22 protein-coding genes and 1 tRNA gene are annotated in these 24423 nt (G+C 60.2%); 4 read left to right on the plus strand and 19 right to left on the minus strand.

All coding sequences use genetic code 11. From position 1 onward, the window contains the following. Positions 1–131: 131 nt before the first annotated feature. From RY831_RS17625 to RY831_RS17680, 12 genes are all read right to left on the minus strand, one after another. On the minus strand, positions 132–2261 hold the full coding sequence (locus tag RY831_RS17625; protein ID WP_326507695.1) for a 3-hydroxybutyrate oligomer hydrolase family protein: 2130 nt from the start codon (positions 2259–2261) through the stop codon (positions 132–134). A gap of 138 nt (positions 2262–2399) precedes the next feature. Further along, positions 2400–3137, minus strand: a complete 738-nt coding sequence (gene fabG, locus RY831_RS17630; protein ID WP_326507696.1) for a 3-oxoacyl-ACP reductase FabG — start codon at positions 3135–3137, stop codon at positions 2400–2402. A gap of 266 nt (positions 3138–3403) precedes the next feature. Next, positions 3404–4855, minus strand: a complete 1452-nt coding sequence (locus RY831_RS17635) for a sigma-54 interaction domain-containing protein (protein WP_326507697.1) — start codon at positions 4853–4855, stop codon at positions 3404–3406. A 304-nt stretch (positions 4856–5159) separates the two neighbouring features. Beyond that, the gene (locus RY831_RS17640; RefSeq protein ID WP_326507698.1) at positions 5160–5612 is read right to left on the minus strand and encodes a MerR family transcriptional regulator; all 453 of its coding nucleotides are present in this window, start codon (positions 5610–5612) and stop codon (positions 5160–5162) included. Between the two features lie 10 nt (positions 5613–5622). Next, complete coding sequence (locus RY831_RS17645) at positions 5623–6036, minus strand: integration host factor subunit alpha (protein ID WP_326507699.1); 414 nt, start codon at positions 6034–6036, stop codon at positions 5623–5625. Between the two features lie 40 nt (positions 6037–6076). Further along, positions 6077–8503, minus strand: a complete 2427-nt coding sequence (pheT, locus tag RY831_RS17650; protein ID WP_326507700.1) for a phenylalanine--tRNA ligase subunit beta — start codon at positions 8501–8503, stop codon at positions 6077–6079. A gap of 186 nt (positions 8504–8689) precedes the next feature. After that, complete coding sequence (gene pheS / locus RY831_RS17655) at positions 8690–9706, minus strand: phenylalanine--tRNA ligase subunit alpha (RefSeq protein ID WP_326507701.1); 1017 nt, start codon at positions 9704–9706, stop codon at positions 8690–8692. Between the two features lie 216 nt (positions 9707–9922). After that, positions 9923–10282 (minus strand): 50S ribosomal protein L20, encoded by a 360-nt coding sequence (rplT, locus tag RY831_RS17660; protein WP_119738834.1) that lies wholly within the window; start codon positions 10280–10282, stop codon positions 9923–9925. A 22-nt stretch (positions 10283–10304) separates the two neighbouring features. Further along, a complete protein-coding gene (gene rpmI, locus RY831_RS17665; protein WP_119768735.1) occupies positions 10305–10502 on the minus strand; it encodes a 50S ribosomal protein L35 in 198 nt (65 codons plus the stop codon). A gap of 178 nt (positions 10503–10680) precedes the next feature. Then, complete coding sequence (gene infC, locus RY831_RS17670; RefSeq protein WP_326507800.1) at positions 10681–11202, minus strand: translation initiation factor IF-3; 522 nt, start codon at positions 11200–11202, stop codon at positions 10681–10683. Between the two features lie 59 nt (positions 11203–11261). After that, on the minus strand, positions 11262–13169 hold the full coding sequence (gene thrS, locus RY831_RS17675) for a threonine--tRNA ligase (RefSeq protein ID WP_326507702.1): 1908 nt from the start codon (positions 13167–13169) through the stop codon (positions 11262–11264). A 212-nt stretch (positions 13170–13381) separates the two neighbouring features. Next, a tRNA-Val gene (locus RY831_RS17680) sits at positions 13382–13458 on the minus strand. A gap of 157 nt (positions 13459–13615) precedes the next feature. Here RY831_RS17680 and RY831_RS17685 point away from each other — a divergent pair. After that, positions 13616–14566: a cation diffusion facilitator family transporter gene (locus tag RY831_RS17685; RefSeq protein ID WP_326507703.1), complete on the plus strand. Its 951-nt coding sequence runs from the start codon at positions 13616–13618 to the stop codon at positions 14564–14566. 56 nt (positions 14567–14622) lie between these two features. Here RY831_RS17685 and RY831_RS17690 read toward each other — a convergent pair whose 3' ends face one another. From RY831_RS17690 to RY831_RS17700, 3 genes are read right to left on the minus strand one after another with little or no spacing between them, the layout of a single operon-like run. Beyond that, positions 14623–16884 (minus strand): RelA/SpoT family protein, encoded by a 2262-nt coding sequence (locus tag RY831_RS17690; protein WP_326507704.1) that lies wholly within the window; start codon positions 16882–16884, stop codon positions 14623–14625. Positions 16885–16896: 12 nt separating this feature from the next. After that, the gene (locus RY831_RS17695) at positions 16897–17244 is read right to left on the minus strand and encodes a RidA family protein (protein ID WP_326507705.1); all 348 of its coding nucleotides are present in this window, start codon (positions 17242–17244) and stop codon (positions 16897–16899) included. A gap of 9 nt (positions 17245–17253) precedes the next feature. Beyond that, positions 17254–18132 (minus strand): alpha/beta fold hydrolase, encoded by an 879-nt coding sequence (locus tag RY831_RS17700; protein WP_326507706.1) that lies wholly within the window; start codon positions 18130–18132, stop codon positions 17254–17256. A gap of 111 nt (positions 18133–18243) precedes the next feature. Between RY831_RS17700 and RY831_RS17705 the strand changes: the two genes are divergently transcribed. Next, positions 18244–19038: a 3-hydroxybutyrate dehydrogenase gene (locus RY831_RS17705; RefSeq protein ID WP_326507707.1), complete on the plus strand. Its 795-nt coding sequence runs from the start codon at positions 18244–18246 to the stop codon at positions 19036–19038. A gap of 147 nt (positions 19039–19185) precedes the next feature. On the opposite strand, the gene RY831_RS17710 is transcribed toward RY831_RS17705, so the two are convergent. Beyond that, complete coding sequence (locus RY831_RS17710) at positions 19186–19839, minus strand: 3-oxoacid CoA-transferase subunit B (protein WP_326507708.1); 654 nt, start codon at positions 19837–19839, stop codon at positions 19186–19188. A 14-nt stretch (positions 19840–19853) separates the two neighbouring features. Further along, on the minus strand, positions 19854–20552 hold the full coding sequence (locus tag RY831_RS17715; RefSeq protein WP_151634072.1) for a CoA transferase subunit A: 699 nt from the start codon (positions 20550–20552) through the stop codon (positions 19854–19856). Between the two features lie 130 nt (positions 20553–20682). On the opposite strand from RY831_RS17715, the gene RY831_RS17720 reads away from it, so the two are divergent. Continuing rightward, on the plus strand, positions 20683–21243 hold the full coding sequence (locus RY831_RS17720; protein WP_326507709.1) for a LuxR C-terminal-related transcriptional regulator: 561 nt from the start codon (positions 20683–20685) through the stop codon (positions 21241–21243). Between the two features lie 60 nt (positions 21244–21303). On the opposite strand, the gene RY831_RS17725 is transcribed toward RY831_RS17720, so the two are convergent. After that, the gene (locus tag RY831_RS17725; protein ID WP_326507710.1) at positions 21304–21717 is read right to left on the minus strand and encodes an acyl-CoA thioesterase; all 414 of its coding nucleotides are present in this window, start codon (positions 21715–21717) and stop codon (positions 21304–21306) included. A 35-nt stretch (positions 21718–21752) separates the two neighbouring features. Further along, positions 21753–22529: an SDR family oxidoreductase gene (locus RY831_RS17730; protein ID WP_326507711.1), complete on the minus strand. Its 777-nt coding sequence runs from the start codon at positions 22527–22529 to the stop codon at positions 21753–21755. A 160-nt stretch (positions 22530–22689) separates the two neighbouring features. On the opposite strand from RY831_RS17730, the gene RY831_RS17735 reads away from it, so the two are divergent. Next, complete coding sequence (locus RY831_RS17735) at positions 22690–24366, plus strand: electron transfer flavoprotein-ubiquinone oxidoreductase (RefSeq protein WP_326507712.1); 1677 nt, start codon at positions 22690–22692, stop codon at positions 24364–24366. Positions 24367–24423: the final 57 nt, after the last annotated feature.

Raw genomic sequence — 24423 nt, forward strand, 5'->3', positions numbered from 1 at the left:
GGGAGGGCTGGGGTGGGGATGGGTATGAAACTTCGCATAGACTGCAACTGCGACCCATCCCCCTCCCCGCCTCCCCCGTTGAAGGGGGAGGAGTATCGAAGGTCTTGACCAACTCCGACTACCAATCAATCTCAATCCGGGATCGTCACCGTGTTGTTGGCGAAGCTGATCTGGTTCGCAGCAACCGGCGTCGTCTGGATCGGCGGCACGTTGGCTGCCGTGATCGCCGGCGCCGCGCCCGCTGTGCCGCCGCGCGGAACGGTACGCACCACCTGGCTCGGCGGCAGCGCCGCGCCGTTCTTCAGATGCGCATACATCATGTTCATCGCCTGGATGTGATAGCGATGGATCGGGACCAGGCGAGTGTCATAGCCCGGGAAACCGAGGAAGGCATCGAAGTGGTTGGCGTTGGTGATCTCGATGTACGACAGCTTGCTTGCCGCGCCCTCGGCTGCCTTGTTGGCGGCGAAGTAGGCACGCGAGTTGTGGTTGACCGGGATCAGCGCATCGTTGCGGCCATGGACAATGATGGCCGGCTTCGCGCGCAGATTGCCGCTGCGCAGGACTTCCTGCATGCCGGCGCGTACACGCTGTGAGTTCGCCAGCGCCTGGCCGGTGAGCGGCTGGCCGGTGGTGATGTCGGTGCCGGTGGCGAGGTTGCGCAGGCAGATCGCGCCGTCGATGTTGTAGTCCGCGACGCTGGTCGAGGGCGATACCGAGAAGGCGTCGCCGATCGGACCGCCGACCGCATTGTTGTTGACGAGGTTGATACCGCCGCTCGGCGTGCCGTTGCCAGTGGCGAACAGCTGGGCTTCCTGCGCCGCCGTCAGCGTGGTCAGTGCGCCGGTGGCGGCAACGGTCGGCGCGAAGCTGTAGCCGCAGACGTTGTCCCTGACGCTGAACTTGCCGTACATGTTGGCGTAGTAAGGCGCGAGGATGGCGTAAGTGCCGTAGTGGCTGGCCTGCAGCAGGTCGGATTCACTTTCGAAGCCGGCTTCACGCAGCTTCTGCAGCGACTCGTCGGCCTGCGCCGCGAGCGTGGTGGCGCTCAGCAGCCCCTTGGCGCGCAGCGATGCGCAGCGGTTGGCGGCGAGCGTCGGGCTGACGAGAGTCAGTAATGGCGACGCGGTGAGCGACGACGACAGCGCCGCGCAAGGCTGGTACAGGTTGCCGATGGTGATGGTGTCGTACAGCCCGAGGCCGGCGCGCGCCACCGGCGTATTGCCGCGGCGGATAGTGAGCGCCGGGTTGAGCGCGACTTCGGTGACCGGCTCGGAAACCGCGACGCCGTCGATCAGGCCGCGGGTATCCTGCTCGGCCGCGAGGATGGCTGCGCCGCCGCCGTTAGAAGCGCTCGACGCGATCACCAGCGTATTGGCCGGCGTGATGGTGTTGAGGCGGCTGCTGCCGTCCCGGGCAAGGTCGCCGAATTTGTCGTTCAATGCATAGAACGCGAACTCGACGGCCTGCAGTGTGTACTTGCCCCAGTCCTTCTCGGAGTTCTGCTGGGAATGGGCCTGCTTCAGCGCAAAGCGGTTGGGCGTCGCCGCGTTGAAGGCGGCCAGTTCCGCCGCGGTAAGGTTGGCTGTGAAGTTGGAGTTCCTGCCTGCCGCCGCCGCGGTTGCGCGCGTGCCGTTCATCAGGTTGACGGTATTGGCCTGCAGATTGTGGAAGCCCATGCCGCTGCCCTTGTCGGTATAGGCGACTGCGCATTTCTGCTTGAGGCCCCAGTCGCCGGCCGTGCCGATGGCGCCGTACACGCCGCGCGAGCCGGACGAGGTGGCGGTCACGATGCAGGGATTGGCCTTGTCGAAGTTGGCCGGGATCTGCACCATCATCGTGACATTGACGTTGCCGATGCCGTCGTCGGCATAGGCGATGTATTCATCGCCGGCGATCTTGCCGTCGCCCAGCGTGGCATTGCCGGCATTGTCGACATTGGGACCGTAGAGCGTGCCGTAGCCGCCGTTGGCGCTCGGGTCTATCAGTGCGCGGTAGTTCGAATAAATGGCGGCACGGCGCAGTTCGGCCGGCGTGGGGTTGGCCGGGTCGGCATAGGTGGGCGCCGCGCCTGCCAGTCCGGCGCGGCCCAGGCCTGCGGTCAGCAGGTCGTTGCTTACACCGTCATAGCTGCTCTTCTGCACCGTGCCAAGAAAGCTGGGCTTCGCGCTCAGGTTTTCGGGGCTGTCCGAACCGCCGCATCCGGCGAGGAGCCCGGCCGCGACGACCGAGGTAAAACCGATTCTGTTACGTATTGCCATGTGTCTCGCTCCTTGAAGTCATCGGCCGCCATTGGCCGATTTCATTGTGGTTCTTCTTGATGGAACTACTTACGCTACTTACCCTACGTATCGCCGAACTTGCTTTAACACTTTCGAATTTTCCTCGCGATGACTTGCTTACAGCGTCATCCCCCCGCAGACCTCGATCACCGCGCCGTTGATATAGCTGGCCTCGTCGGACGCGAGGAAGGCGAAGGTATTGGCGATTTCCTCCGGCTTGCCGAGGCGTCCGAGCGGCACTCGCTCCTCCAGCGAACGGATCACTTTTTCCGGCATCGACTTCAGGATGCTGGTCTCGATGAAGCCTGGACAGACAGCGTTGACGCGGATGTTGTGCTTGCCGAGTTCGCGTGCCCAGGTCTTGGCCATGCCGATCACGCCGAACTTGCTGGCCGCATAATTGGTCTGGCCGAAATTGCCGTAGATGCCGACGATGGAAGAGGCGTTGAGGACCACCCCGCCCTTGCGCTCGACCATGGCGTCGATGACGGCCTTGGTGCAGTTGTAGGTACCCTTGAGATTGACATCGATGACGCGGTCGAACTGGTCGTCGGTCATCTTCTTGAGCTGCGCATCGGCGACGATGCCGGCATTGTTGACCAGCACGTCGATCTGGCCGTAAGTGGACAGCGCGCCGACCACCATGGCTTCGATGCTTCCCGGCTTGGTGACATCGACGGTATAGCCGATGGCGGTGCCGCCCTGCAGGCGGATCTGGGCGACCGTTTCGGCGACTGCGTCGTCGAGGTCGCATACCACCAGCCTCGCACCCTCTTTGGCGAATTTGAGGGCAGTCGCCTTGCCGATTCCTCGGCCGGCTCCGGTAATCAGAGCCACTTTGTTTGCTAGCCGCACCTTGTCTCCTTGTTGGCTTCAACCGCAACGCATTGTTCGGGTTTGCGTTTTGTCTTATTGCGACGCACTATCGCAAGGGCTGTGCCAGGTGAGACAAGTATTTGATTACATTGATTTTTTCTCTAATGCATCATAAAAAATCGGCCATTTCTCATATTTCCGTTAAGAATTTGTGTTTAGCCGCTGTACACATCTAATTTATATCTCGTTATGTCCTTGAAAAATAACAGCTTTTTCAAGGTGTCTAGTTTCCATACATGTGTCTGTTAATCAGACACTATTTTATGATCGACGATCTTCTGGTAGAGGGTGGCGCGTGAAATTCCGAGCATCCGTGCCGCCAGCGCCTTGTTGCCGTGGGTCTGGTCCAGGGCGGCTTTGATGGACTTGCGCTCGAGTTCGGCGATGCTTTCGGCGAGCGGCCGCACTTCTTCCAGGGGCGCTTTTCCCTCCGGTTTCAACGCGGGTTCCGCCGCGGCGGCCGGTGCATCGCTGCTGCTGAGGATATTGGCGAAGTCTTCCGCCGACAGCGCAAGGCTGTCGGTGAGCATGCCGGCCTGCTCCAGCGCGTTGCGCAATTCACGCACGTTGCCCGGCCAGTTATAGGAAGCGAGAAGCGCCCTTGCGGATGGCGTGAGTTCGCGCTGCGGCATGCCGGTGCGGGTGGCGATCTGCTCAAGCAGGTGTTCGCACAAGGCATCCAGGTCCGCGACCCTGTCGCGCAGGGGCGGCAGCACGATGGGGAGCACATTGAGCCGGTAATACAGGTCGGAGCGGAATTTGCCTTCGGCGACCAGTTGCTTCAAGTCATGGCTGGTCGCGGCGATGACGCGCACATCCACCTTGGTCACCGTATTGGAGCCTAGCGGCTCGATCTCCTGTTCCTGCAGCACGCGCAGCAGCTTGGCCTGCACCTGCAGCGGCATGTCGCCCACTTCATCGAGGAACAGCGTGCCGCCGTCGGCAATCTTGAACTTGCCGTCCCGGCCTTTGCGGTCGGCACCCGTGTAGGCACCCGGCGAGACGCCGAAGAACTCGGATTCCAGCAGCGTATCCGGCACGGCCGCGATATTGATGCCGACAAATGGCCGCCCCGCCCGGCCGGATGCGGCATGGATGCCGTGCGCAAGCAATTCCTTGCCGGTGCCGGTTTCACCCAGCAGCAGGACAGTGGTATCGAGTTGCGCGGCGCGCCGGGCACGGTGCTTGAGTTCCAGCGACACGGGGCTGACGCCGACGAAGCTCGATATCGAATACTTCGTATGCCGCAGCTGAGCCAGTTCCTTCTGGGTATTGGCCAGCGCCCATTGCAGCTCGGAGAACTTCGACACCAGCGGCTTGAGACGCTGCAGCCGGTCGTACAGCGCAAAGCCGAGGGCGCCGATGACCTTGCCGGAATCATCCTTGAGCGGGATGCGCATCACGACCAGCGGCTGATCGCGAATCATCATGATATCGAGCAGGATGGGCTTGCCGGTCTGGACCACTTCACGCATGCGGCTGTTCGGCAGGATTTCCTCGACCGCCTTGCCCAAGGCTTCCTCCGGGCCTTTCAGGCCGAGGAAGGATGCATACTTTTCGTTCATCCACGCGATGCGCCCATGGTCGTCGACGGCCATGGTGCCTTCGCAGGAGTCGTCGAACAGATCGAGCAGGGACTCCATCCCGACCCGGAGAATGCCATCGACATCCCAGGAAGCCGCAATAGATGTTTTCATTTCCCCTCCTGGATATCCTGTATGGATAAAGCGGTTCAGCTTGTGATGCGCTTGCATGCGGATCGGACTCAGTTGAATTCAGATCCATGCGAGCGCATGTCGGTCTCGGTGCAGTCGCGGTACAAAAACGTACCCGATTATAGAGGTGTGGAAGACAATTTTGACTACGCAGTTCTACTAGGTAGGGAGGCTTGCATTCCATGGATAGGCCCAGGAATCCGCATCAAGGAAATGCGGGAGTCAATATTGCGACGCAAAGAAAAAGAGCCGCGACTGCGGCTCTTGGTGGTTGAGGCCCGGTTGACTAGCGCTTGAGCAGATTGAGGATCGCGAACAGTTCATTCCTGATCGCGACCACGCTCATGCCCACGGCAGGACCCTCGATCCCGGAAACGCCGTCTTCCGCGTGTCCATTTGCATGAAGGGAAGCACCATTGGCAGCAGCAGCGGCAGCAGCGGCAGCAGCGCTCGCGCTGCTCATGCGGGAATCTAGCTTGTTGCGCGCGCCACTGATGGTGAAGCCCTGCTCGTACAGCAGCTCGCGGATACGGCGGATCAGCAATACCTCGTGATGCTGGTAATAGCGCCGGTTTCCCCGGCGCTTGACGGGCTTGAGCTGAGTGAACTCCTGCTCCCAATAACGCAATACATGCGGCTTCACGCCGCACAGATCGCTGACTTCGCCGATGGTGAAGTAACGCTTCGCCGGAATCGGCGGCAGCACCACGGCATCGGACTTACTGGCGCGTTCGTTCATGGATCAGCGTTCAGGCGACGCGCGCAAGTGGCTTGTGGCTGGATTCTTCCACCATGCCCTTGAGCTTCTGGCTGGCGTGGAAGGTGACCACCCGGCGCGCGGTGATGGGAATTTCCTCACCGGTCTTCGGGTTGCGACCAGGCCTTTGCGGTTTGTCGCGCAGCTGGAAATTGCCGAAACCGGACAGCTTGACCGCCTCCCCACGTTCGAGCGCGTTGCGAATTTCATCGAAGAAGGTTTCGACCATGTCCTTTGCTTCGCGCTTGTTGAGGCCGACCTGTTCGAACAGGAGTTCCGCCAGTTCGGCCTTGGTCAGCGTGGGTAATTCCTTTTCAGCCTGAGTGCGGGCTTTTGCCTCCTGCATGGCACGATTGAGGTCGGCGGCCAGGACGGATTGAAATTCGGCTGAGTTCACGTCATTCATAGTGGTTTTGTCGTCCCTGCCCTGCTGAGTTGACTACCATTCATGCTCGCAATTTTGCGTCATGATTCTTCTCGGCCGACGCAATGAAAGCGGCCATTGCAGCATCGACTTTTTCGTCTTGCAGGGTAGTTTGAGTATCTTGCAAGGTGAATCGGAAAGCAAGACTTTTTTCGTCGCTTCCCAAGCCTTTGCCACGATATTCATCAAATAAAACAATGGCTTGCATGATAGCACAGGCAGGATTGGCTTGACGCTCCGCAATAAAGGAATCAAGCAGGGATTGCGCCGCTACCGATTGCTTGACAACGACCGCGATGTCGCGCGTGACTGCAGGGAACTTGGAAATTTCCTGGTAGACAGGCAAATCTCTTTCCTGAAGCGCATTGGCATCCACCTCGAACACGACCGGCGCCAGCGGCAGATCGTATTTCTGCTGCCAGCGGGGATGAAGCTCGCCGATGAAGCCGACCACGCGTTCGCCCAGCAGGACATTGGCCGAACGACCAGGATGCAGCGCGGGATGCTCGGCCTTGACGAAGCGCAGTTCGCGCGGCGCGAACAGGGCTTCAAGGTCGGCCTTTACATCAAAGTAGTCGACATTGCGGGACGGCAGTCCCCACTGCTCGTCCGCCACCGGGCCATAGGCGATCGCGGCGACGCGCTTGGGCTGCTCATAGCCAGCCACCGATAGCGCGCCATCCTGCGTCGTATCGGCGCGGAGGTAGACGGCGCCGATCTCGAATGCGCGCACGCGGTTGAGCTTGCGGTTGAGGTTGTAGCGAACATTGGCCACCAGGCTCGCCACCAGGGTGGAACGCATGACGCTCATCTGGCTGGCGATCGGATTGAGCAGCCGGATCGGATTGCCGTTGCCAGCGAAATCGGCTTCCCAGCTCTCTTCGACGAAGCTGAAGTTCACCACTTCCTGGTAGTCGGCATCTGCAATCTGGCGGCGGATGGCGAATAGCGAGCGCGAGTTTTCCGGTGCAATGCGCATGGTATTGGCCGCCACCGGCGCGAGCGCCGGAATGTTCTCGAAACCGTAGACGCGCGCAATTTCCTCTATCAGGTCTTCCTCTATCTCGATGTCGAAGCGATACGACGGCGGCGTCACGGTGAACACGCCCTGCTCCTGGGTGAACTGCAGGCCGAGGCGGGTGAAGATGTCGGCGATCTGCTCGTCGCCAACCGGCACGCCGATCACCTTGGCCGCGCGCGCGGTGCGCACCGAGACCGGCTTGCGCTCCGGCAGATTGACGACATGGTCGTCGACCGGCCCGACCTGGGTATCCTTGCCGCCGCAGATTTCCACGATCAGCGCGGTGATGCGCTCGATGTGCTCGACGGTCGTCGCATAATCCACACCGCGTTCGAAGCGGTGCGCGGCATCGGTCGAAAAGTTGTAGCGGCGCGCACGGCCCTGGATGGACTGCGGCCACCAGAACGCGGCTTCGAGGTAGATATCGGTGGTATCGAGCGTCACGGCGGTGGAGTCGCCGCCCATGATGCCGGCCAGCGATTCGATTTCCTTGTCGTCGGCGATGACGCCGACCCAGCCGTCGACTTCGACGGTATTGCCGTTCAGGAGCTTGAGCGATTCTCCGGCCTTGCCCCAGCGCACGTCGAGGCCGCCATGGATCTTGTGCAGGTCGAATACGTGGCTCGGACGTCCCAGCTCGAGCATCACATAGTTGGAGATGTCCACCAGCGCGGAGATCGGACGCTGGCCGCTGCGTTCCAGCCGGCGCTTCATCCAGTCGGGCGTCTGGGCCCGGGCATCGAGGCCACGGATGATGCGGCCGGAAAAGCGTCCGCACAGGTCGGGCGCCGATACCTTGACCGGCAGTTTTTCCTGGGTGGTGACGGGCACCGCCTTGTAGGTCGGCGCCCGCAGCGGTGCGCCCGTCAGCGCGGAGACTTCGCGCGCCACGCCGAGCACGGACAGGCAGTCGGCCTTGTTCGGCGTGAGCTTGATCGTGAATTTCAGGTCGTTCAACTGGTAGTAGTCGCGGAAATTCTGTCCGACCGGGGCGTCGTCGGGCAATTCGAGCAGGCCGGCATTTTCTTCGGACAGCTTGAGTTCGCGTGCCGAGCAGAGCATGCCCTGCGACTCGACGCCGCGCAGCTGGCCGACCTTGATTTCGAAGGGCTTGCCGTCGTCGCCCGGCGGCAGCTTGGCGCCGGCCATTGCGCAGGCGACCTTCAAGCCGGCGCGCACGTTCGGCGCACCGCAGACGATATTGAGCAGGGTGCCGGTGCCGGCATCGACCTGGCAGACATTGAGGCGATCCGCATTTGGATGCTTGGCCACTTCGACAACCCTGCCGACGACGACATTGGAAAAGGGAGGCGCGACGGACTCCACCTCTTCCACTTCAAGACCGGACATGGTCAGCAGATGGGACAATTCGTCCGACGTCATCTTCGGATCGACCAGGGTACGGAGCCAGCTCTCGGAAAATTGCATGGTATGCCTTCAGATATTCTGAATTACGGTACACGTCACTTCCGCCCTTCTCTTTCCCCGGCGCGATCATGGCGACGTCGCCATCGCGACCCCGGCTCTGCTGCAGCCTTGCGGCCGGTATCGAGCCGATATGGAAAAAGAAGCGCTTCGGTATTCTTTTTTGTTTGAACCAGTCGGGCTGCCGGACTAGTTGAACTGCTTCAGGAAGCGCAAATCGCCTTCGTAGAACAGGCGGAGATCGTTGATTCCGTAGCGCAGCATGGTCAGGCGTTCGATGCCCGAGCCGAATGCAAAGCCGATGTAGCGGTCAGGATCGAGCCCCATGTTGCGCACCACGGTCGGATGCACCTGCCCTGCGCCGGACACTTCCAGCCAGCGTCCCTTGAGCGGTCCGCTGCCGAAGGCGATGTCGATTTCCGCGGAAGGCTCGGTGAACGGGAAATAAGACGGGCGGAAACGCACCTGCAAATCGTCCGTTTCGAAGAAGGCCTTCACGAAGTTCAGGTACACGCCCTTGAGGTCGGCGAAACTGATGTTTTCATCGATCCAGAGTCCCTCGACCTGATGGAACATCGGCGAGTGCGTCGCGTCGCTGTCGACACGGTAGGTGCGCCCGGGCGCGATGACCTTGATCGGCGGTTTGCTCATGCGCGCGTAGCGCACCTGCATCGGGCTGGTATGCGTGCGCAGCAGCAGCGGTTTGCCCTGGGTATCCTTGCCGTCGATATAGAAAGTGTCCTGCATCGAGCGGGCCGGATGGTTTTCCGGGCTGTTCAGGGCGGTGAAGTTGGTCCAGTCGTTTTCTATTTCCGGGCCGTCCGCCACGTCGAAACCGATGGAGCCGAAAATCTGTTCGATACGCTCCCAGGTCCGCATGACCGGATGAATGCCGCCCTTGCCGCGCCCGCGGCCAGGCAGCGTGACATCGATGGCTTCGGCATTCAGGCGGGCTTCCATCTGGGCATTCGCCAGTGCATCGCGGCGCGCATTGAGCGCTGCCTCGATTTGCTCCTTGGCGGCATTGATGACGGCGCCCTGGACTTTCCGCTCTTCCGGCGCCAGCTTGCCCAGCCCCTTCATGTGTTCTGTGATTTGTCCTGTCTTGCCAAGGTATTTTGCTTTTGCATTCTCAAGCGCGGCCGCGTCATCGGCTGCGGCAAAATCGGTTTGCGCCTGGGCGACAATTTGTTCTAGGGAAGTCATGCGGCTATTTGCCTGTGAAAAGATATCGGTGGGTATCGGTCGGTATCGGATCGATGTCGGCGCCGGATAAGGCTATACGCGGAACTGCAGTACATGCATTGGCACTTTGCCATGCCAGGAGCGGCAGCTCAAAAAAAAACGGAGCACAGGTGGTTGACCTTTGCCCCGCTTTTCGGTGCGGCACCGCCACCAGGGCGGCGCCTGCCTTTACAACGTTCAAGCAGCGATGTTGGCCTTCACCTGGTTGACAATCGCGGCAAACGCCGGCTTGTCCATCACGGCCATATCAGCCAGGACCTTGCGGTCGAGTTCGATATTGGCTTTCTTGAGACCGTTCATGAACACGCTGTAGGTAACGCCGTGCTCACGCGATGCCGCGTTGATACGGGTGATCCACAGTGCGCGGAATACGCGCTTCTTGTTGCGGCGATCGCGGTAGGCATACTGGCCTGCACGCATGACCGCCTGCTTGGCGATACGGAAAACGGTACTGCGACGGCCGCGATAGCCTTTGGCTTGATCGAGGACTTTCTTATGACGGGCCCGTGCGGTAACCCCACGTTTTACTCGAGGCATGGTAGCTCCTTCTTATGTGTGGTTAGGCGAACGGCATCATTGCGCGCACGGAGTTCATGTTTGTGTCATGAACGTCCACGGCACCGCGCAGCTGGCGTTTGTTCTTGGTGGTTTTCTTGGTCAGGATGTGACGCTTGAAGGCTTGACCGCGCTTGACGGTACCGCCCGGACGTACGCGAAAGCGCTTTTTCGCGCTGCTCTTCGTCTTCATTTTAGGCATAGCAAATCTGTCCTTACGGACAGCTCCGTTTTTGACATGATTGCAGGTGGCAATACTTCATTGCACTTGGATGCCTGCTTTCACTTGTTTTGCATGGAGGTTTACCTCCTGCTTTCAGCTTCGACCGCCAATCCCGCCAAACTCCGTCGGGATTCGGCAGCCGATGCGAATTCTGTATTTATTTTTTCTTCTTCGGCGCCAGCACCATTACCATCTGGCGACCTTCCATCTTGGGAAACTGCTCGACCTGGCCGTACGGCTCCAGGTCCGACTTCAATCGCTCCAGCATACGCATGCCGATATCCTGGTGCGCCATTTCACGACCGCGGAAGCGCAAGGTAATCTTGGTCTTGTCTCCTTCTTCAAGGAACTTGGTCAGATTACGCAGCTTGATGGTGTAATCGCCATCATCGGTACCCGGGCGGAACTTGACTTCCTTGACCTGGATAACCTTCTGCTTGAGCTTTGCCTCGTGTGCCTTCTTCTGCTCCTGGTATTTGAACTTGCCGTAGTCCATCAGACGGCAGACCGGGGGTTGCGCGGTAGGCGCAATTTCCACCAGATCAACGTTCGCCTCTTCGGCGAGACGGAAGGCATCAGCAAGACTAACGATGCCCAGAGGCTCGTTGTCCACACCAGTTAAACGCAGTTGCGGCACAGTGATTTCGCCGTTGATGCGATGCGACTTGTCAGTAGCTATTGCAGTTTCCTTTAAAAATCAAATGACTAAGCCGTGCTCTAGCGCTCAGGAGAAGCTCCTCAGGCTTTGGTGTCCACCTCGTGTTTCAGGCGATCCACCAGTGCATCGACAGGCATGACACCCAGATCGACGTTGCCCCGCGCACGCACGGCCACTGTATTGGCATCCCGCTCCTTGTCGCCTATGACGACGATGTAAGGCAGCTTTTTAACAGAATGCTCGCGTATTTTATAGGTTATTTTCTCGTTACGCAAATCGAGATGTACCCTAAACCCTTGTTTTTTCAGGTTTTGTGCAACGCCTTGAGCATAATCAGACTGGGCATCGGAAATATTGAGTACCGCGATCTGAACGGGCGCCAGCCACAGCGGAAGCGCGCCGGCATGGTTTTCGATCAGGATGCCGACAAAGCGCTCCATCGAGCCGACGATAGCCCTGTGCAGCATGACGGGCACCTTGCGGGTGTTGTCATCGGCGACATATTCGGCGCCGAGGCGGCCCGGCATCGAGAAGTCGACCTGCATCGTGCCGACCTGCCAGGGGCGTCCGAGAGAATCCTTCAGGTGGTATTCGATCTTCGGTCCGTAGAACGCGCCCTCGCCCGGCAATTCTTCCCAGCTTACGCCGCAGGCGCGCAGCGCCGAGCGCAAGGTATCCTCGGCGCGGTCCCAGGTCTCGTCGGAGCCGATGCGGCTGTCCGGACGCAAGGCGATCTTGATCGAGATCTCGGAGAAGCCGAAATCCTTGTAGACGGCCATGGCCTGCTCGTGGAAGGCGGTCACTTCGCCCTGGATCTGCTCCTCGGTACAGAAGATGTGACCGTCATCCTGGGTGAACCCTCGCACCCGCATGATGCCGTGCAGCGCGCCGGAGGGCTCGTTGCGGTGGCACTGGCCGAACTCGCCGTAGCGCAGCGGCAGGTCGCGGTAACTGCGCAGGTCGGAGTTGTAAATCTGGACATGGCCCGGGCAGTTCATCGGCTTGAGCGCATAGTTGCGGTTTTCCGACTCGGTGACGAACATGTTCTCGCGGTAGTTCTGCCAGTGGCCGGTCTTTTCCCAAAGGGAGCGGTCGAGAATCTGCGGCGCCTTGACTTCCTGGTAGCCGCTTTCCTGATAGACGCGGCGCATGTACTGCTCGACCTGCTGCCATACGGTCCAGCCCTTGGGATGCCAGAACACCAGGCCGGGAGCCTCGTCCTGGAAGTGGAACAGGTCGAGAGCCTTGCCCAGCTTGCGGTGATCGCGCTTCTCGGCCTCTTCCAGCATGTGGAGATAGGCTTCCTGGTCTTCCTTCTTGGCCCAGGCGGTTCCATAGACCCGCTGCAGCATCTCGTTCTTCGAGTCGCCGCGCCAGTAGGCGCCGGCCAACTTCATCAGCTTGAACACCTTGAGCTTGCCGGTCGATGGCACGTGCGGGCCGCGGCACAGATCGGTGAACGAGCCTTCCGAGTACAGCGAGACATCCTCGCCCTGGGGAATGGACTCGATGATCTCGGCCTTGTAGGCTTCGCCGATCGACTTGAAGTACGCCACCGCCTCGTCACGCGGCAGTACCTTGCGGGTGACTGGCTCGTCCTTTTTGGCCAGCTCGGCCATTTTCTTTTCGATGGCCTGCAGGTCTTCCGGCGTAAACGGGCGCTTGTAAGAGAAGTCGTAATAGAAGCCGTTGTCGATCACGGGGCCGATGGTGACCTGCGCCTCGGGAAACAATTCCTTGACGGCATGGGCAAGCAAGTGCGCGGTCGAATGGCGGATGACTTCCAGTCCGTCAGGATCCTTGTCGGTGACGATTGCCAGATCGGCATCGCGCTCGATCAGGTAGGAGGTGTCGACCAGCTTGCCGTCCACCTTGCCTGCCAGCGCGGCTTTTGCAAGACCGGTGCCGATGCTTGCGGCAACTTGCGCGACAGTGACTGCGGACTCGAATTGCCGTTGCGAACCATCTGGAAGTCGGACTGATACCATTTTGCTCTCCATGCCAGCGAAGACATTGCTACTGACGCTAGACTTAGTGTTAAAAACTGCGGACGAAAAAAAACGCGGACTAGCCGCGCTTTTTCAAATTTGCAGAGACGAAAAAGATCCCGACTAGCGTCGCACTAAAACCTTTACGGTTGTAGTTCGCGGTGTCATAACCGGGATGCCTTTCTCACTCTTACAAATGTACTGCTGTTCGTTGGTAGGCTCGATTGGACTCGAACCAACGACCCCTACCATGTCAAGGTAGTGCTCTAACCAGCTGAGCTACGAGCCTAAAGAAGCGAAATTATAGCGGCAATTTTTTTATTTTGCTAGCCGTAGTTCAATTCCCGCTTGTCAAATGCAATTTCTGCCCTGATGCGTTCGGCATGGCGCATGGGACCCCATCTGCCGGAGCGGGCAATGCCGGATGAATCCGTTATGATCCTGATATGCGCGAACAGCCTGACATGCCGGAAGTATCCGGCGTTCACCGTGCCAGCGAACTGCATGCCCATCGTGCCGGCGACGCCGCGCATCGCCACGAGCTGACCGGCCGCAACCCGAAAGTGCTTGCCGTCGGCGCGGCGCTGACCCTGATCTTCGCGGCAGTGGAAGCTTTCGCGGGCCTGCTTTCGAATTCCCTGGCCCTGATCTCCGATGCGGGCCACATGCTGACCGACAGCGCATCGCTCGTCTTCGCGCTGCTTGCGCAATTCGTTGCACGCAGGCCGCCGTCGCCGAACAACTCGTTCGGCCTTGGGCGCGCCGAATCGCTTGCCGCGTTCATCAACGCATTGGCCATGCTGGTCCTGATCGGATGGATCGCTGTCGAAGCCATTTCACGTTTCCGGGCGCCGCTGCCAGTACAGGGAGAAACCGTATTCACGGTGGCCGCGATCGGCCTGCTGATCAACCTGGCCATGGCCTGGCTGCTGTCACGCGACCGCAACAGCGTCAATACCCGCGCCGCCCTCATCCACGTCATCGGCGACCTGCTCGGATCGATCGCGGCAATCGCCGCAGGCGTGATCATCTATTTCACCGGCTGGCTGCCGATCGACCCGTTGCTGTCGATCGCCGTCAGCCTGCTCCTGTTGAAATCGACGGTCGGCATATTGCGCGAGTCGTATCACTTTCTCATGGAAGGCGTGCCGAGGCATATCGACTACCTGCAGGTCGGGGCCGACCTTGCCGCCATCGACGGCGTGCGTTCCGTGCATGATCTGCATGTGTGGGAAATGACGCCGGGAGAACCGGCCCTGATCGGGCATGTGGAAATTGTCCATCTGGAGCGTTGGCCGGACATCCTGCGGGACATCCGTCACGTTCTGCTGACACGTCACCATATCGACCACGTGACGCTGCAGCCGGAATTGACCAGGATGGTCGAGGGCCAGTGATCGGCAGTAGCCTGTGCCGCGCTTGCTGAAGACTTGCTGCCGCACCCTGTGCCGATCTACTGCCGCTGCACTTCAAGTACGCCGGTGACTTCGCGAATGATGCCGAGTGCTTTCTGCAATTGCGCCGTCGCCGAAATCTCCGCTGTGAACGACATGCGCGCCTGTCCTTTGGAGCTCTGGGTGCTGACGCCGATGACATTGATTTTTTCGCGTGAAAAAATCTCGGAAATATCGCGCAGCAAGCCCTGGCGATCGCTTGCCAGGATAAAGATGTCGACCGGGTAGACGGTCTCCCTCCCCGGCTCGCCCCAGGTGGTCTGAATTACTCGCTCCAGGGCATTCTTGCGGATCTGCGCCAGGTTCTTGCAGTTGGCCCGATGGATCGACACGCCCTTGCCGCGTGTGATGAATCCGACGATTTCATCCGGCGGCGCCGGCTTGCAGCAGCGCGCAAGCTGGGTCAGCAAGCCATCGGTGCCGACCACGAGAACGCCCGAACGGGCGCCCTGCGAAACGCTCGACGCGCGGCTCTTGTTGGGGATGACGGCGTCGACATCCGGCACATGCTTGGGCTGATGCTTGTGCGGGTCATCCGCATGCAGCAGCAGTTCGATATTGCGCAGGCTGAACTCTTCCTTGCCCACCGCGAGAAACAGTTCCTCGCTCTTCGCGAAGCCCAGCTTGTGGGCCAGCTCTTCATGGTTGATCGCGGTGCGCCCTTCGCGCTGCAATGTCTTCTCAACCATGGCACGGCCATGGGAAAGGGTTTCCTGCTGATCGATTGCATTGAACCATGCGCGCACCTTCGAGCGGGTGCGCGGGCTGACCACGTAGCCGGGACTGAGCCAGTCGCGCGAGGGGCCGTGCGGCACATTGGCGCCGCGTGCGGTGATGATTTCCACGGTCTGCCCGTTCTTAAGCGGCGTATTGAGCGGAACCATCGCGCCGTCGACGCGGGCGCCGCGGCAGCGGTGTCCGACATCGGTATGCAGGTGGTATGCGAAGTCGATGGGCGTGGCGCCGGACGGCAATTCGATCACGCGCGCCTGCGGCGTGAGGACATAGATGCGGTCGTCGAGGGCAGCGGACTTCAGTTTCTCGACCCATTCGCGCTGGATGTCTTCCTGCTCCACCACCGCGTCGGCGATCTCGCTTTTCCATGCAAGGAGCTGGCGCAGCCATGCGATTTTCTCGTCGTACTTCTGGGCCGCGAATCCGGAGCCGCCGCTTTCCTTGTAGCGCCAGTGGGCGGCGACGCCGTACTCGGCAAAACGGTGCATCTCGTGCGTGCGGATCTGCACTTCCAGCGCCTTGCCGTCCTCGCCCACGACGACCGTGTGCAGGGACTGGTAGCCGTTCGACTTGGGGCGGGAAATATAGTCGTCGAATTCAGCCGGAATCGGCGCCCAGATGTTGTGCACCAGGCCGAGCACCGCATAGCAGGTCTTGATGTCGTCCACGATCACGCGGAAGGCGCGCACGTCGTAGAGTTCCGAGAAGTCGAGCGACTTGCCGCGCATCTTGTTCCAGATGCTGTAGATGTGCTTCGGCCGCCCGAACACCTCGGCCTTGATATCGGCCGCCGCCAGTTCAGACCTGAGCCGGTTGATTGCGTTCTCGACGAAGCTTTCGCGCTCGAGCCGCTTCTCTTCGAGCATCTTCGCGATGCGCTTGTAGGTGGCGGGCTCGATGAAACGGAAGGCCAGATCTTCCAGCTCCCACTTCAGCTGCCAGATGCCGAGACGATTCGCCAGCGGGGCATAAAGATCAAGCGTCTCGCACGCATAGCTGTGCGTCTTCTCGTCTTCCAGCTTGATTTCGGCGAAGTAGCGCAGCGTGGTCACCCGCGATGCCAGACGCACCAGCACCGCGCGCATGTCGGTCGCCATCGCGAGCAGCATCTTGCGCAGCGTTTCGAGCTGTTCGGCGGCCTGCAGCGATGCATTCTTGCCGCGCGCCGGTTCCTTCTGGCCGAATGTCTGCCCATGCAGCTTCATCAGCGTGCGGATGCCGCTGACCAGGTCGAAGGTTTCCTTGCCAAAGCGCGCCTCGATGGATTCGTAGGCTGCAGGATCGAATTCCGCCAGTTCGAAAACAAGGCCGGCGATGCGCGAATCGGTATCAGTGTTGAGCAGCGCCAGCGTCGTTGCCACGCCTTGCGAAAAGGCAAGCGCATCTTGCCCCGTCACCATGGCATGACCGCGGTAGATCGGCTCGACGAAGGCGAGCGCATCCAGCACGCGGGCCCCGTCGTCGGCATTCAGGCCGGCAGTGAGCTGCACATGCGTTTCGCTGGGCGACGCGACGATTGAAACCATGGAGATCGAGACTTATTGCGCGGCCGTGACCACCATTTCCACCAGCCATTCCGGCTTGGCGAGCTTGGCTTGCACGGTGGCGCGCGGCGGCGAATTGCCCTGCGCGACCCACTCGTTCCAGACCGCATTCATGCCGGCGAAATCCTTGATGTCGGCAATGTAGATCTGGCACATCAGGATGCGCGACTTGTCGCTGCCTGCTTCCGCAAGCAGGCGGTCGATGTGCCCAAGCACTTCGCGCGTCTGGCCTTCGATGTTCTGGGTCAGATCTTCCGCAATCTGTCCCGCGAGATAGACCGTGCCGTTATGAATGGCAACCTCGGAAAGAGTCTTGCCGACATGGAGACGTTGTATTTCCATATGTCCATTTCAAGAAACGTTTTGTTCAAGCAGGAAATCCCGGACGATCCGGATCTGCTGCTCCTTCATCAGGGTCGGAGCATGTCCCACTCCCGGCAGTTCCACCAGTCTGGCTTTCGGACCGCGCGCAGCCATGGCAAGCGCCGTCTCGTGCGAAACCAGGTCGGACTGTTCTCCCCGCAGCAGCAGCGTTGGACAGGCAATGGCGTCATAGGCCATCCACAGCATTGCCTCGCCCTGCTTCGCCGACTCCGGAGTGGCGGCCTTGAACGGCTCGGCCAGTCCGAGATCGCAGTGCCGGACCCATTGGCCCTGTTCATTCTGGCGCAGAACATCCGCCGCAAGCTTGCGCCATTCGTCCTCGTCGTGCGGGCCGAACGGCAACGAGATTTCGCGTATGTAGCGCGCGCCCTCCTCGAAGCTCGCGAACCTCATGTCCTGCCCGATGTACTGCCCGATCCTGGCGATCGCTTCCGGATTCAGGCTCGGGCCGACGTCATTGAGCACCAATCTCCGGATCGGACTGTCCGTGATCGATGCCAGGCTCATTCCGATCAGGCCGCCCATGGAAGTGCCAACCCAATGCACCGTTGACGCGTCGAGCCTTGCCAGCAGCGTCACCATGTCCGCCACGTATTGCGGCACCTGGTAATGCAGCGGATTCTTCAATCGCCCGGAACGTCCGCGACCGACCACGTCCGGGCATACGACGCGGTACTCGTCGCACAGCGCCATTGCAAGGCGGTCGAAATCGTCTGACACCCGCGTCACGCCATGCACGCAGACCAGCACCTTGCGATTTGCGGGATCGCCCCACTCCTTGTACGTCATCTGGTGCAGGCCGCCTGGCGACAGGCATTGCACCGATTTAATCTGGGCTTGGCTCATATTTGTGTCGAATCAGGGAATCTGATTGCCATTCTCACATTTTAATGGGCGTTCCGCTTAAAATTCTATTTAACTTCGGCTCAGAACCAAATTTCATTCGCAGGAGAAATCATGCAGGGCACTATGCATCAGGGTAAGACGGCGCTTGTCACTGGCTCCACGTCAGGGATCGGATTGGGCATCGCCAGGAAATTTGCCGAGCAGGGAGCGAACATCGTATTCAACGGCTTCGGCGACGCGGGTGAAATCGAAGCGCTGCAAACCCAGGTAAGAAGCGAATTCGGCGTCCAGACCGCTTATCACGGAGCGGACATGTCGAAACCGGCCGAGATCGAAGCGATGATGAGATTTGCCGCCGAGAAGTTCGGGGGCGTCGACATACTCGTCAACAATGCCGGCATCCAGCATGTCGCGAACGTCGAAGATTTCCCCGTCGAAAAATGGGATGCGATCATTGCGATCAACCTGAGCTCGGCCTTTCATACCACGCGGCTTGCCCTGCCGGCGATGAAAGCCAAAAACTGGGGCCGCATCCTCAATATCGCGTCGGTGCACGGCCTGGTCGGCTCGGCGCAGAAGTCGGCCTATGTCGCCGCCAAGCACGGCATCGTCGGCCTGACCAAGGTCACCGCGCTGGAGAATGCGCAAGGCGGCGTGACATGCAATGCGATCTGTCCCGGATGGGTATTGACGCCCCTGGTGCAGAAACAGGTGGATGCGCGCGCCGCGCAGCAGAGCCTGTCGAATGACGAGGCGAAGAAAGCCCTGCTGTCGGAGAAGCAGCCGTCGGGCGATTTCGTTACGCCCGAGCAGCTGGGTGAACTTGCACTGTTTCTTTGCAGCGATGCGGCGTCGCAAGTGCGCGGCGTGGCATGGAACATGGACGGCGGCTGGGTCGCCCAGTAACAACGGCTTCGAATGCCTGCCCGCGCATCGTGCAAGGGCAGGCACCTCCACTTCCCACATGCGCTCTCACTTTCGAGAGCACAATGAAAAAACGGTGCCTGCGACAAGCAGGCACCGTTTTTTATAGGGAAGCGTTCCTGGAAACAATCAGGAAACAGCGCTGACGTCCAGTTCGGCGCCGGTCTTCTCGACCAGCTCTTCCTTAGTCACGCCCGGTGCGAGTTCGACCACCTTAAGACCCTTGTCGGTCACGTCGATGACGCCGAGGTCGGTGATGATGCGGTCGACCACGCCGACGCCCGTCAAAGGAAGGTCGCACTTCTTCAGGATCTTGTGCGATGTCGTGCCGTCCTTGGCCTTGGCCACATGTTCCATCAGCACCACCACGCGGCCCACGCCCGCGACCAGGTCCATCGCGCCGCCCATGCCCTTGACCATCTTGCCCGGGATCATCCAGTTGGCCAGGTCGCCCTGCTCGCTCACCTGCATCGCACCCAGGATGGCGATATTGATCTTGCCGCCACGGATCATCGCGAACGAGTCCGCGGAACTGAAGAAGGACGAGCCGCGCAGCGATGTCACCGTCTGCTTGCCGGCGTTGATCAGGTCGGGATCGACTGCGTCGTCCGTCGGGAAGGGACCGATGCCGAGCAGTCCGTTTTCAGACTGCAGCCAGACTTCCATATCATTCGGAACATAGTTCGCCACCAGCGTCGGCAAGCCGATGCCAAGGTTCACATAGAAACCGTCCTGCAGTTCCTTCGCTGCGCGTGCAGCCATTTCATCACGAGTCCATGCCATGTTCGTTCTCCAGATTACTTTGCACGCACTGTGCGTTGTTCGATACGTTTTTCGGGCGTCGCATTGACCACGATGCGGTGCACGAAAATGCCTGGAGTATGGATCTGGTCCGGATCGAGTTCGCCGGTCTCCACGAGCTTCTCCACCTCGACCACGGTGATCTTGCCGGCCATGGCGACGTTCGGGTTGAAGTTGCGCGCGGTCTTGCGGAACACCAGGTTGCCGACCTTGTCGGCCATGTAGGCCTTGACCAGCGACACGTCGGCCACCAGCGAGCGCTCCATCACGTATTTTTCACCGTCGAACTCGCGCACTTCCTTGCCGTCGGCGACGATGGTGCCAACGCCGGTCTTGGTGAAGAAGGCCGGGATACCGGAGCCGCCGGCGCGCAACTTTTCTGCCAGCGTGCCCTGCGGAGTGAATTCCAGCTCGAGTTCGCCCGCCAGGTACTGGCGCTCGAATTCCTTGTTCTCGCCGACGTAGGAGGCGATCATCTTCTTGATCTGACGTGTCGTCAGCAGCTGGCCGAGACCGAAGCCGTCGACGCCGGCGTTATTGGAGATCGCTGTCAGGTTCTGCACACCGGAGTCACGCAGCGCCGCGATCAGCGCTTCGGGAATGCCGCACAGGCCGAAGCCGCCCACGGCGATGGTCTGCCCGTCCTTGACGATGCCGGCCAGCGCGCTGGCGGCATCCGGATAAACTTTATTCATACCGACCCTCTTCTTGTATAAAGTGCCCGTAGGCTGTTCTAATGTGTCCGCCAGCATAAGATGGTGGACTTGGCCGTGCAATACCGTAAAAATACGAATTTTCCGCCTTAAGCAAGCGCCCCGAGGAAGAATGAGCGCATTTCCAACTATAGATTACGAGACAATCTTCCGTCATGCCCCGGTCGGCATGTGCGTTTCCCACAATAGGGTAATCCAGGCCTGCAACGACACGCTCGCGCGCATGTTCGGCTACCCCTCGGCCGACCTGGTGGGGAAGTCCTTCCTGGTACTGTATCCCACCCTCGATGAGTTCGAGCGCACCGGCGCACGCATTGTGCCAATCATGAGCGCCAAAGGCCATTACTCCGATGAGCGCATCATGAAACGGGCGAACCAGGAGTTATTCTGGTGCCATGTGAGCGGACGTTCATTGATCCATGACGACCCGCATGCGGCCGGCATCTGGACTTTCGAGGACCTGAGCGCCAAACGGCCGGTCACCGCGGAGCTGACGCCGCGCGAACGTGAAATCGCCGCGCTGCTGGTCGAAGGCAAGACCAGCAAGCTGATTGCCCGCCAGGTCGGGCTCAGCCCGCGCACGGTCGAAATGCACCGCGCCAAGCTGATGCGCAAGTTCTCGGCCGCGACTTCGAGCGAACTGGTGCATCGCCTGGTGGGCGTGACCGGCTGAACGGAGCCGGGCCGCAAGCAAGCCCGGCGCAGCCCGTCCCGACCGTAGTCGATCAGCGCCCTATTCCGGCGTCGCCAGCAGCGCGCGGATGCGGTCCGGCAGCGGCGCCGATTTTTCCTTGGGAAAGTCGACCCACACGATCTTCGCGCCGCCTTCGGCGGCGATCACGTCCGGCTCGTCGAGCCGGCGGATTTCCTGGTAGCTTTCGAAGCTGGACCGCCCTGGCTCGCCGACATAGGTCCGGATTTCGATGTCGCCCGGATACTTCAGCTGCTTGATGAAGGTGCATCGCGCATTGACGATCACTGGCCCCTCCCCGCCCGGGTCGGGCTGGCAGCCGGCTTCTACGAACCAGGATATGCGCGCCTGCTCAAGGTAGCGGAAGTAGACCGTGTTGTTGACGTGTCCCATCGCATCCATGTCACCCCAGCGGATGGGCATGCGCAGCGTATGGACGAGCTTTTTACTTGTCATCGGAGTCAATCGGAGTTCGGTAGTGAATTTAGATTTCAGTACACGGCCATGCCGTCGTCGGCCGTTACGATGGCGCCGTTCATGAAGCGCGACTCTTCTCCGGCTAGCAGCAGAAGCAGGCCGTCGAGGTCCTCCGGCCGACCCAGCCGCTTGCGTGGCAGCATGTCGATCAGCTGGTGGCCATGCTCGGTCGCGAAGTAGTCTTCATTGATCTCGGTGCTGATGTAGCCGGGGCAGATGGCATTGACGTTGATGCCGAAGCGCCCCCACTCGACCGCCATCGATTTGGTCATATGCACGACCGCCGCCTTGCTCATGCAATAGATGCCGATCTGGGGCAGGACTCGCAGTCCGGCCACCGAGGCGATGTTGATGATGCGGTGCTGTTTCCTGGGATCACCCTTGGCGCGCGCGATCATGCGCTTGGCGGTTTCCTGCGCGACGAAGAACGCCCCTCGCTGGTTGGTGTCCATTACAAAGGCATAGTCTTCCGGCGTAACGTCTACCAGGCGCTGGGTGGTCGACACGCCGGAGTTGTTGACCAGGATGTCGATGGGGCCGGCTTCGGTTTCGGCATGGGCGATCGCGGATTTGATGCTGGCATAGTCGGTGACATCCAGCGAGACCACATGTGCCGCGCCGCCGTCCGCTTCGATTTCGGCACGCAGTTCCTTGAGGCGTTCCAGGCGACGCGAGGCAAGTACGACTTGCGCGCCCGCTTGCGCGAGAACCTTGGCAAAACGCGCGCCGAGACCGCTGGAGGCGCCGGTGACCAAGGCAATCTTGCCTTCAAAGTTGACTTCTATCCCCACAAGTTTCTCCTTTTATTGATTCCGGATTCAGCTTCACTGGTTCCTGACGCTATCATTACATGAAAGAGCGGCAATTAGAGCGAGGCGTCTAGCGTTCAAACGCAAAATCCACGACAATTAGCACGTTCGTTCGATAATTTTAAACTACCTTGGTGAGACCATGACGCAGACCCAAAACCTGATAGAACAATACGGCCCGCGCGAGGCGATGGAATACGATGTCGTCATCGTTGGCGGTGGCCCGGCCGGCCTGTCAGCCGCTATCCGCCTGAAGCAGCTGGCCGCCGAACAAGGCCGGGAAGTGTCGGTCTGCGTGCTGGAAAAGGGTTCCGAGGTCGGCGCCCATATTCTCTCCGGCGCCGTCATGGATCCGATCGCCATGAACGAGTTGTTTCCCAACTGGAAGGAACTCGGCGCGCCGCTCAATACGCCCGTCACCGAGGACCAGTTCCTGTTCCTCACCGAGAAGAAAGCCACCAAGACTCCCGGCTGGGCACTCCCTGCATGCTTCCAGAATCACGGCAACTATGTGATCTCGCTGGCCAACGTGGTGCGCTGGCTCGGCCAGCAGGCTGAATCGCTGGGCGTGGAAATTTTCCCCGGCTTCCCTGCGGCCGAAGTGCTGTACAACGACGACGGCTCCGTCAAGGGCGTGGCGACCGGCAACATGGGCGTGGACCGCGAAGGCAATCCGACCGATGCCTTCCAGCTCGGCATGGAACTGCATGCGAAATACACCTTCTTCGCCGAAGGCGCGCGCGGCCACCTCGGCAGGCAGCTGATGACCAAGTACCAGCTCAACAAGGACGCCGATCCGCAGACCTATGCTATCGGCATCAAGGAATTGTGGGAAATCGATCCCAAGATGCACAAGCCGGGCCTGGTGATCCACACTGCCGGCTGGCCCCTCGACGCCGACACCTACGGCGGCTCCTTCCTCTACCACCTGGAAAACAATCAGGTTGCCGTCGGCTATGTAATCGGCCTGGCTTACCAGAACCCGTATCTCGCGCCGTATGAGGAATTCCAGCGCTACAAGACGCATCCGGAAATCCGCAAGTACTTCGAGGGCGGCAAGCGCATTTCCTATGGCGCGCGCGCATTGGTCGCTGGAGGCCTGCAGTCCCTGCCCAAGCTGACTTTCCCGGGCGGCGTGCTGATCGGCTGCGATGCGGGCTTCCTGAATGCGTCCCGCATCAAGGGTAGCCATGCGGCGATGAAGACCGGCATGATGGCTGCCGAAGCGGCATTCGAGGCGCTGGGCGCGGGCCGCGCGCAGGATGAACTGACGGCCTTCCCGGAAGCGTTCAAGAAATCATGGCTGCATGAGGAACTGTACAAGGGCCGCAACTTCAAGCCGTTCATGACCCAGGGCCTGTACAAGGGCACCCTGATGGTGGGCATCGACCAGGTCCTGTTCCGTGGGAAGGCGCCGTGGACACTGCGTCACAAGCATGCCGACCATGAATGCCTGCGTCCGGCATCGGAATTCAAGCCCATCGTTTATCCTAAGCCCGACGGCAAGCTGACCTTCGACAAGCTGAGCTCGGTATTCATCTCGAATACGAATCATGCCGAAGAACAGCCGGTACACCTGACGCTGAAGGACGCCAGCGTGCCGGTCAATATCAACCTGGCCAAGTATGCAGGTCCGGAATCGCGCTACTGTCCTGCAGGCGTGTACGAGTATGTGCAGAACGATGCCGGCGAGGACCGCCTGCAGATCAATGCGCAGAACTGCGTGCATTGCAAGACCTGCGACATCAAGGACCCGACGCAGAACATCGTCTGGGTTACGCCTGAAGGCGGTGGCGGACCGAACTATCCGAACATGTAATGCAAACCAGGTGAATCATATGAAAAGGGCCGCGCAAGCGGCTCTTTTTCTTCCTTC

It is taken from the genome of Noviherbaspirillum album, assembly GCF_035916955.1.
GTDB lineage: Bacteria > Pseudomonadota > Gammaproteobacteria > Burkholderiales > Burkholderiaceae_D > Noviherbaspirillum > Noviherbaspirillum album.

Coding starts and splice junctions, on each gene's coding strand:
- RY831_RS17625 (WP_326507695.1), bottom strand. CDS start 2,261: ATGGCAATACGTAACAGAATCGGTTTTACCTCGGTCGTCGCGGCCGGG.
- RY831_RS17635 (WP_326507697.1), bottom strand. CDS start 4,855: ATGAAAACATCTATTGCGGCTTCCTGGGATGTCGATGGCATTCTCCGG.
- RY831_RS17640 (WP_326507698.1), bottom strand. CDS start 5,612: ATGAACGAACGCGCCAGTAAGTCCGATGCCGTGGTGCTGCCGCCGATT.
- RY831_RS17645 (WP_326507699.1), bottom strand. CDS start 6,036: ATGAATGACGTGAACTCAGCCGAATTTCAATCCGTCCTGGCCGCCGAC.
- pheT (WP_326507700.1), bottom strand. CDS start 8,503: ATGCAATTTTCCGAGAGCTGGCTCCGTACCCTGGTCGATCCGAAGATG.
- pheS (WP_326507701.1), bottom strand. CDS start 9,706: ATGACTTCCCTAGAACAAATTGTCGCCCAGGCGCAAACCGATTTTGCC.
- rplT (WP_119738834.1), bottom strand. CDS start 10,282: ATGCCTCGAGTAAAACGTGGGGTTACCGCACGGGCCCGTCATAAGAAA.
- rpmI (WP_119768735.1), bottom strand. CDS start 10,502: ATGCCTAAAATGAAGACGAAGAGCAGCGCGAAAAAGCGCTTTCGCGTA.
- thrS (WP_326507702.1), bottom strand. CDS start 13,169: ATGGTATCAGTCCGACTTCCAGATGGTTCGCAACGGCAATTCGAGTCC.
- RY831_RS17685 (WP_326507703.1), top strand. CDS start 13,616: ATGCGCGAACAGCCTGACATGCCGGAAGTATCCGGCGTTCACCGTGCC.
- RY831_RS17690 (WP_326507704.1), bottom strand. CDS start 16,884: ATGGTTTCAATCGTCGCGTCGCCCAGCGAAACGCATGTGCAGCTCACT.
- RY831_RS17695 (WP_326507705.1), bottom strand. CDS start 17,244: ATGGAAATACAACGTCTCCATGTCGGCAAGACTCTTTCCGAGGTTGCC.
- RY831_RS17700 (WP_326507706.1), bottom strand. CDS start 18,132: ATGAGCCAAGCCCAGATTAAATCGGTGCAATGCCTGTCGCCAGGCGGC.
- RY831_RS17705 (WP_326507707.1), top strand. CDS start 18,244: ATGCAGGGCACTATGCATCAGGGTAAGACGGCGCTTGTCACTGGCTCC.
- RY831_RS17710 (WP_326507708.1), bottom strand. CDS start 19,839: ATGGCATGGACTCGTGATGAAATGGCTGCACGCGCAGCGAAGGAACTG.
- RY831_RS17715 (WP_151634072.1), bottom strand. CDS start 20,552: ATGAATAAAGTTTATCCGGATGCCGCCAGCGCGCTGGCCGGCATCGTC.
- RY831_RS17720 (WP_326507709.1), top strand. CDS start 20,683: ATGAGCGCATTTCCAACTATAGATTACGAGACAATCTTCCGTCATGCC.
- RY831_RS17725 (WP_326507710.1), bottom strand. CDS start 21,717: ATGACAAGTAAAAAGCTCGTCCATACGCTGCGCATGCCCATCCGCTGG.
- RY831_RS17735 (WP_326507712.1), top strand. CDS start 22,690: ATGACGCAGACCCAAAACCTGATAGAACAATACGGCCCGCGCGAGGCG.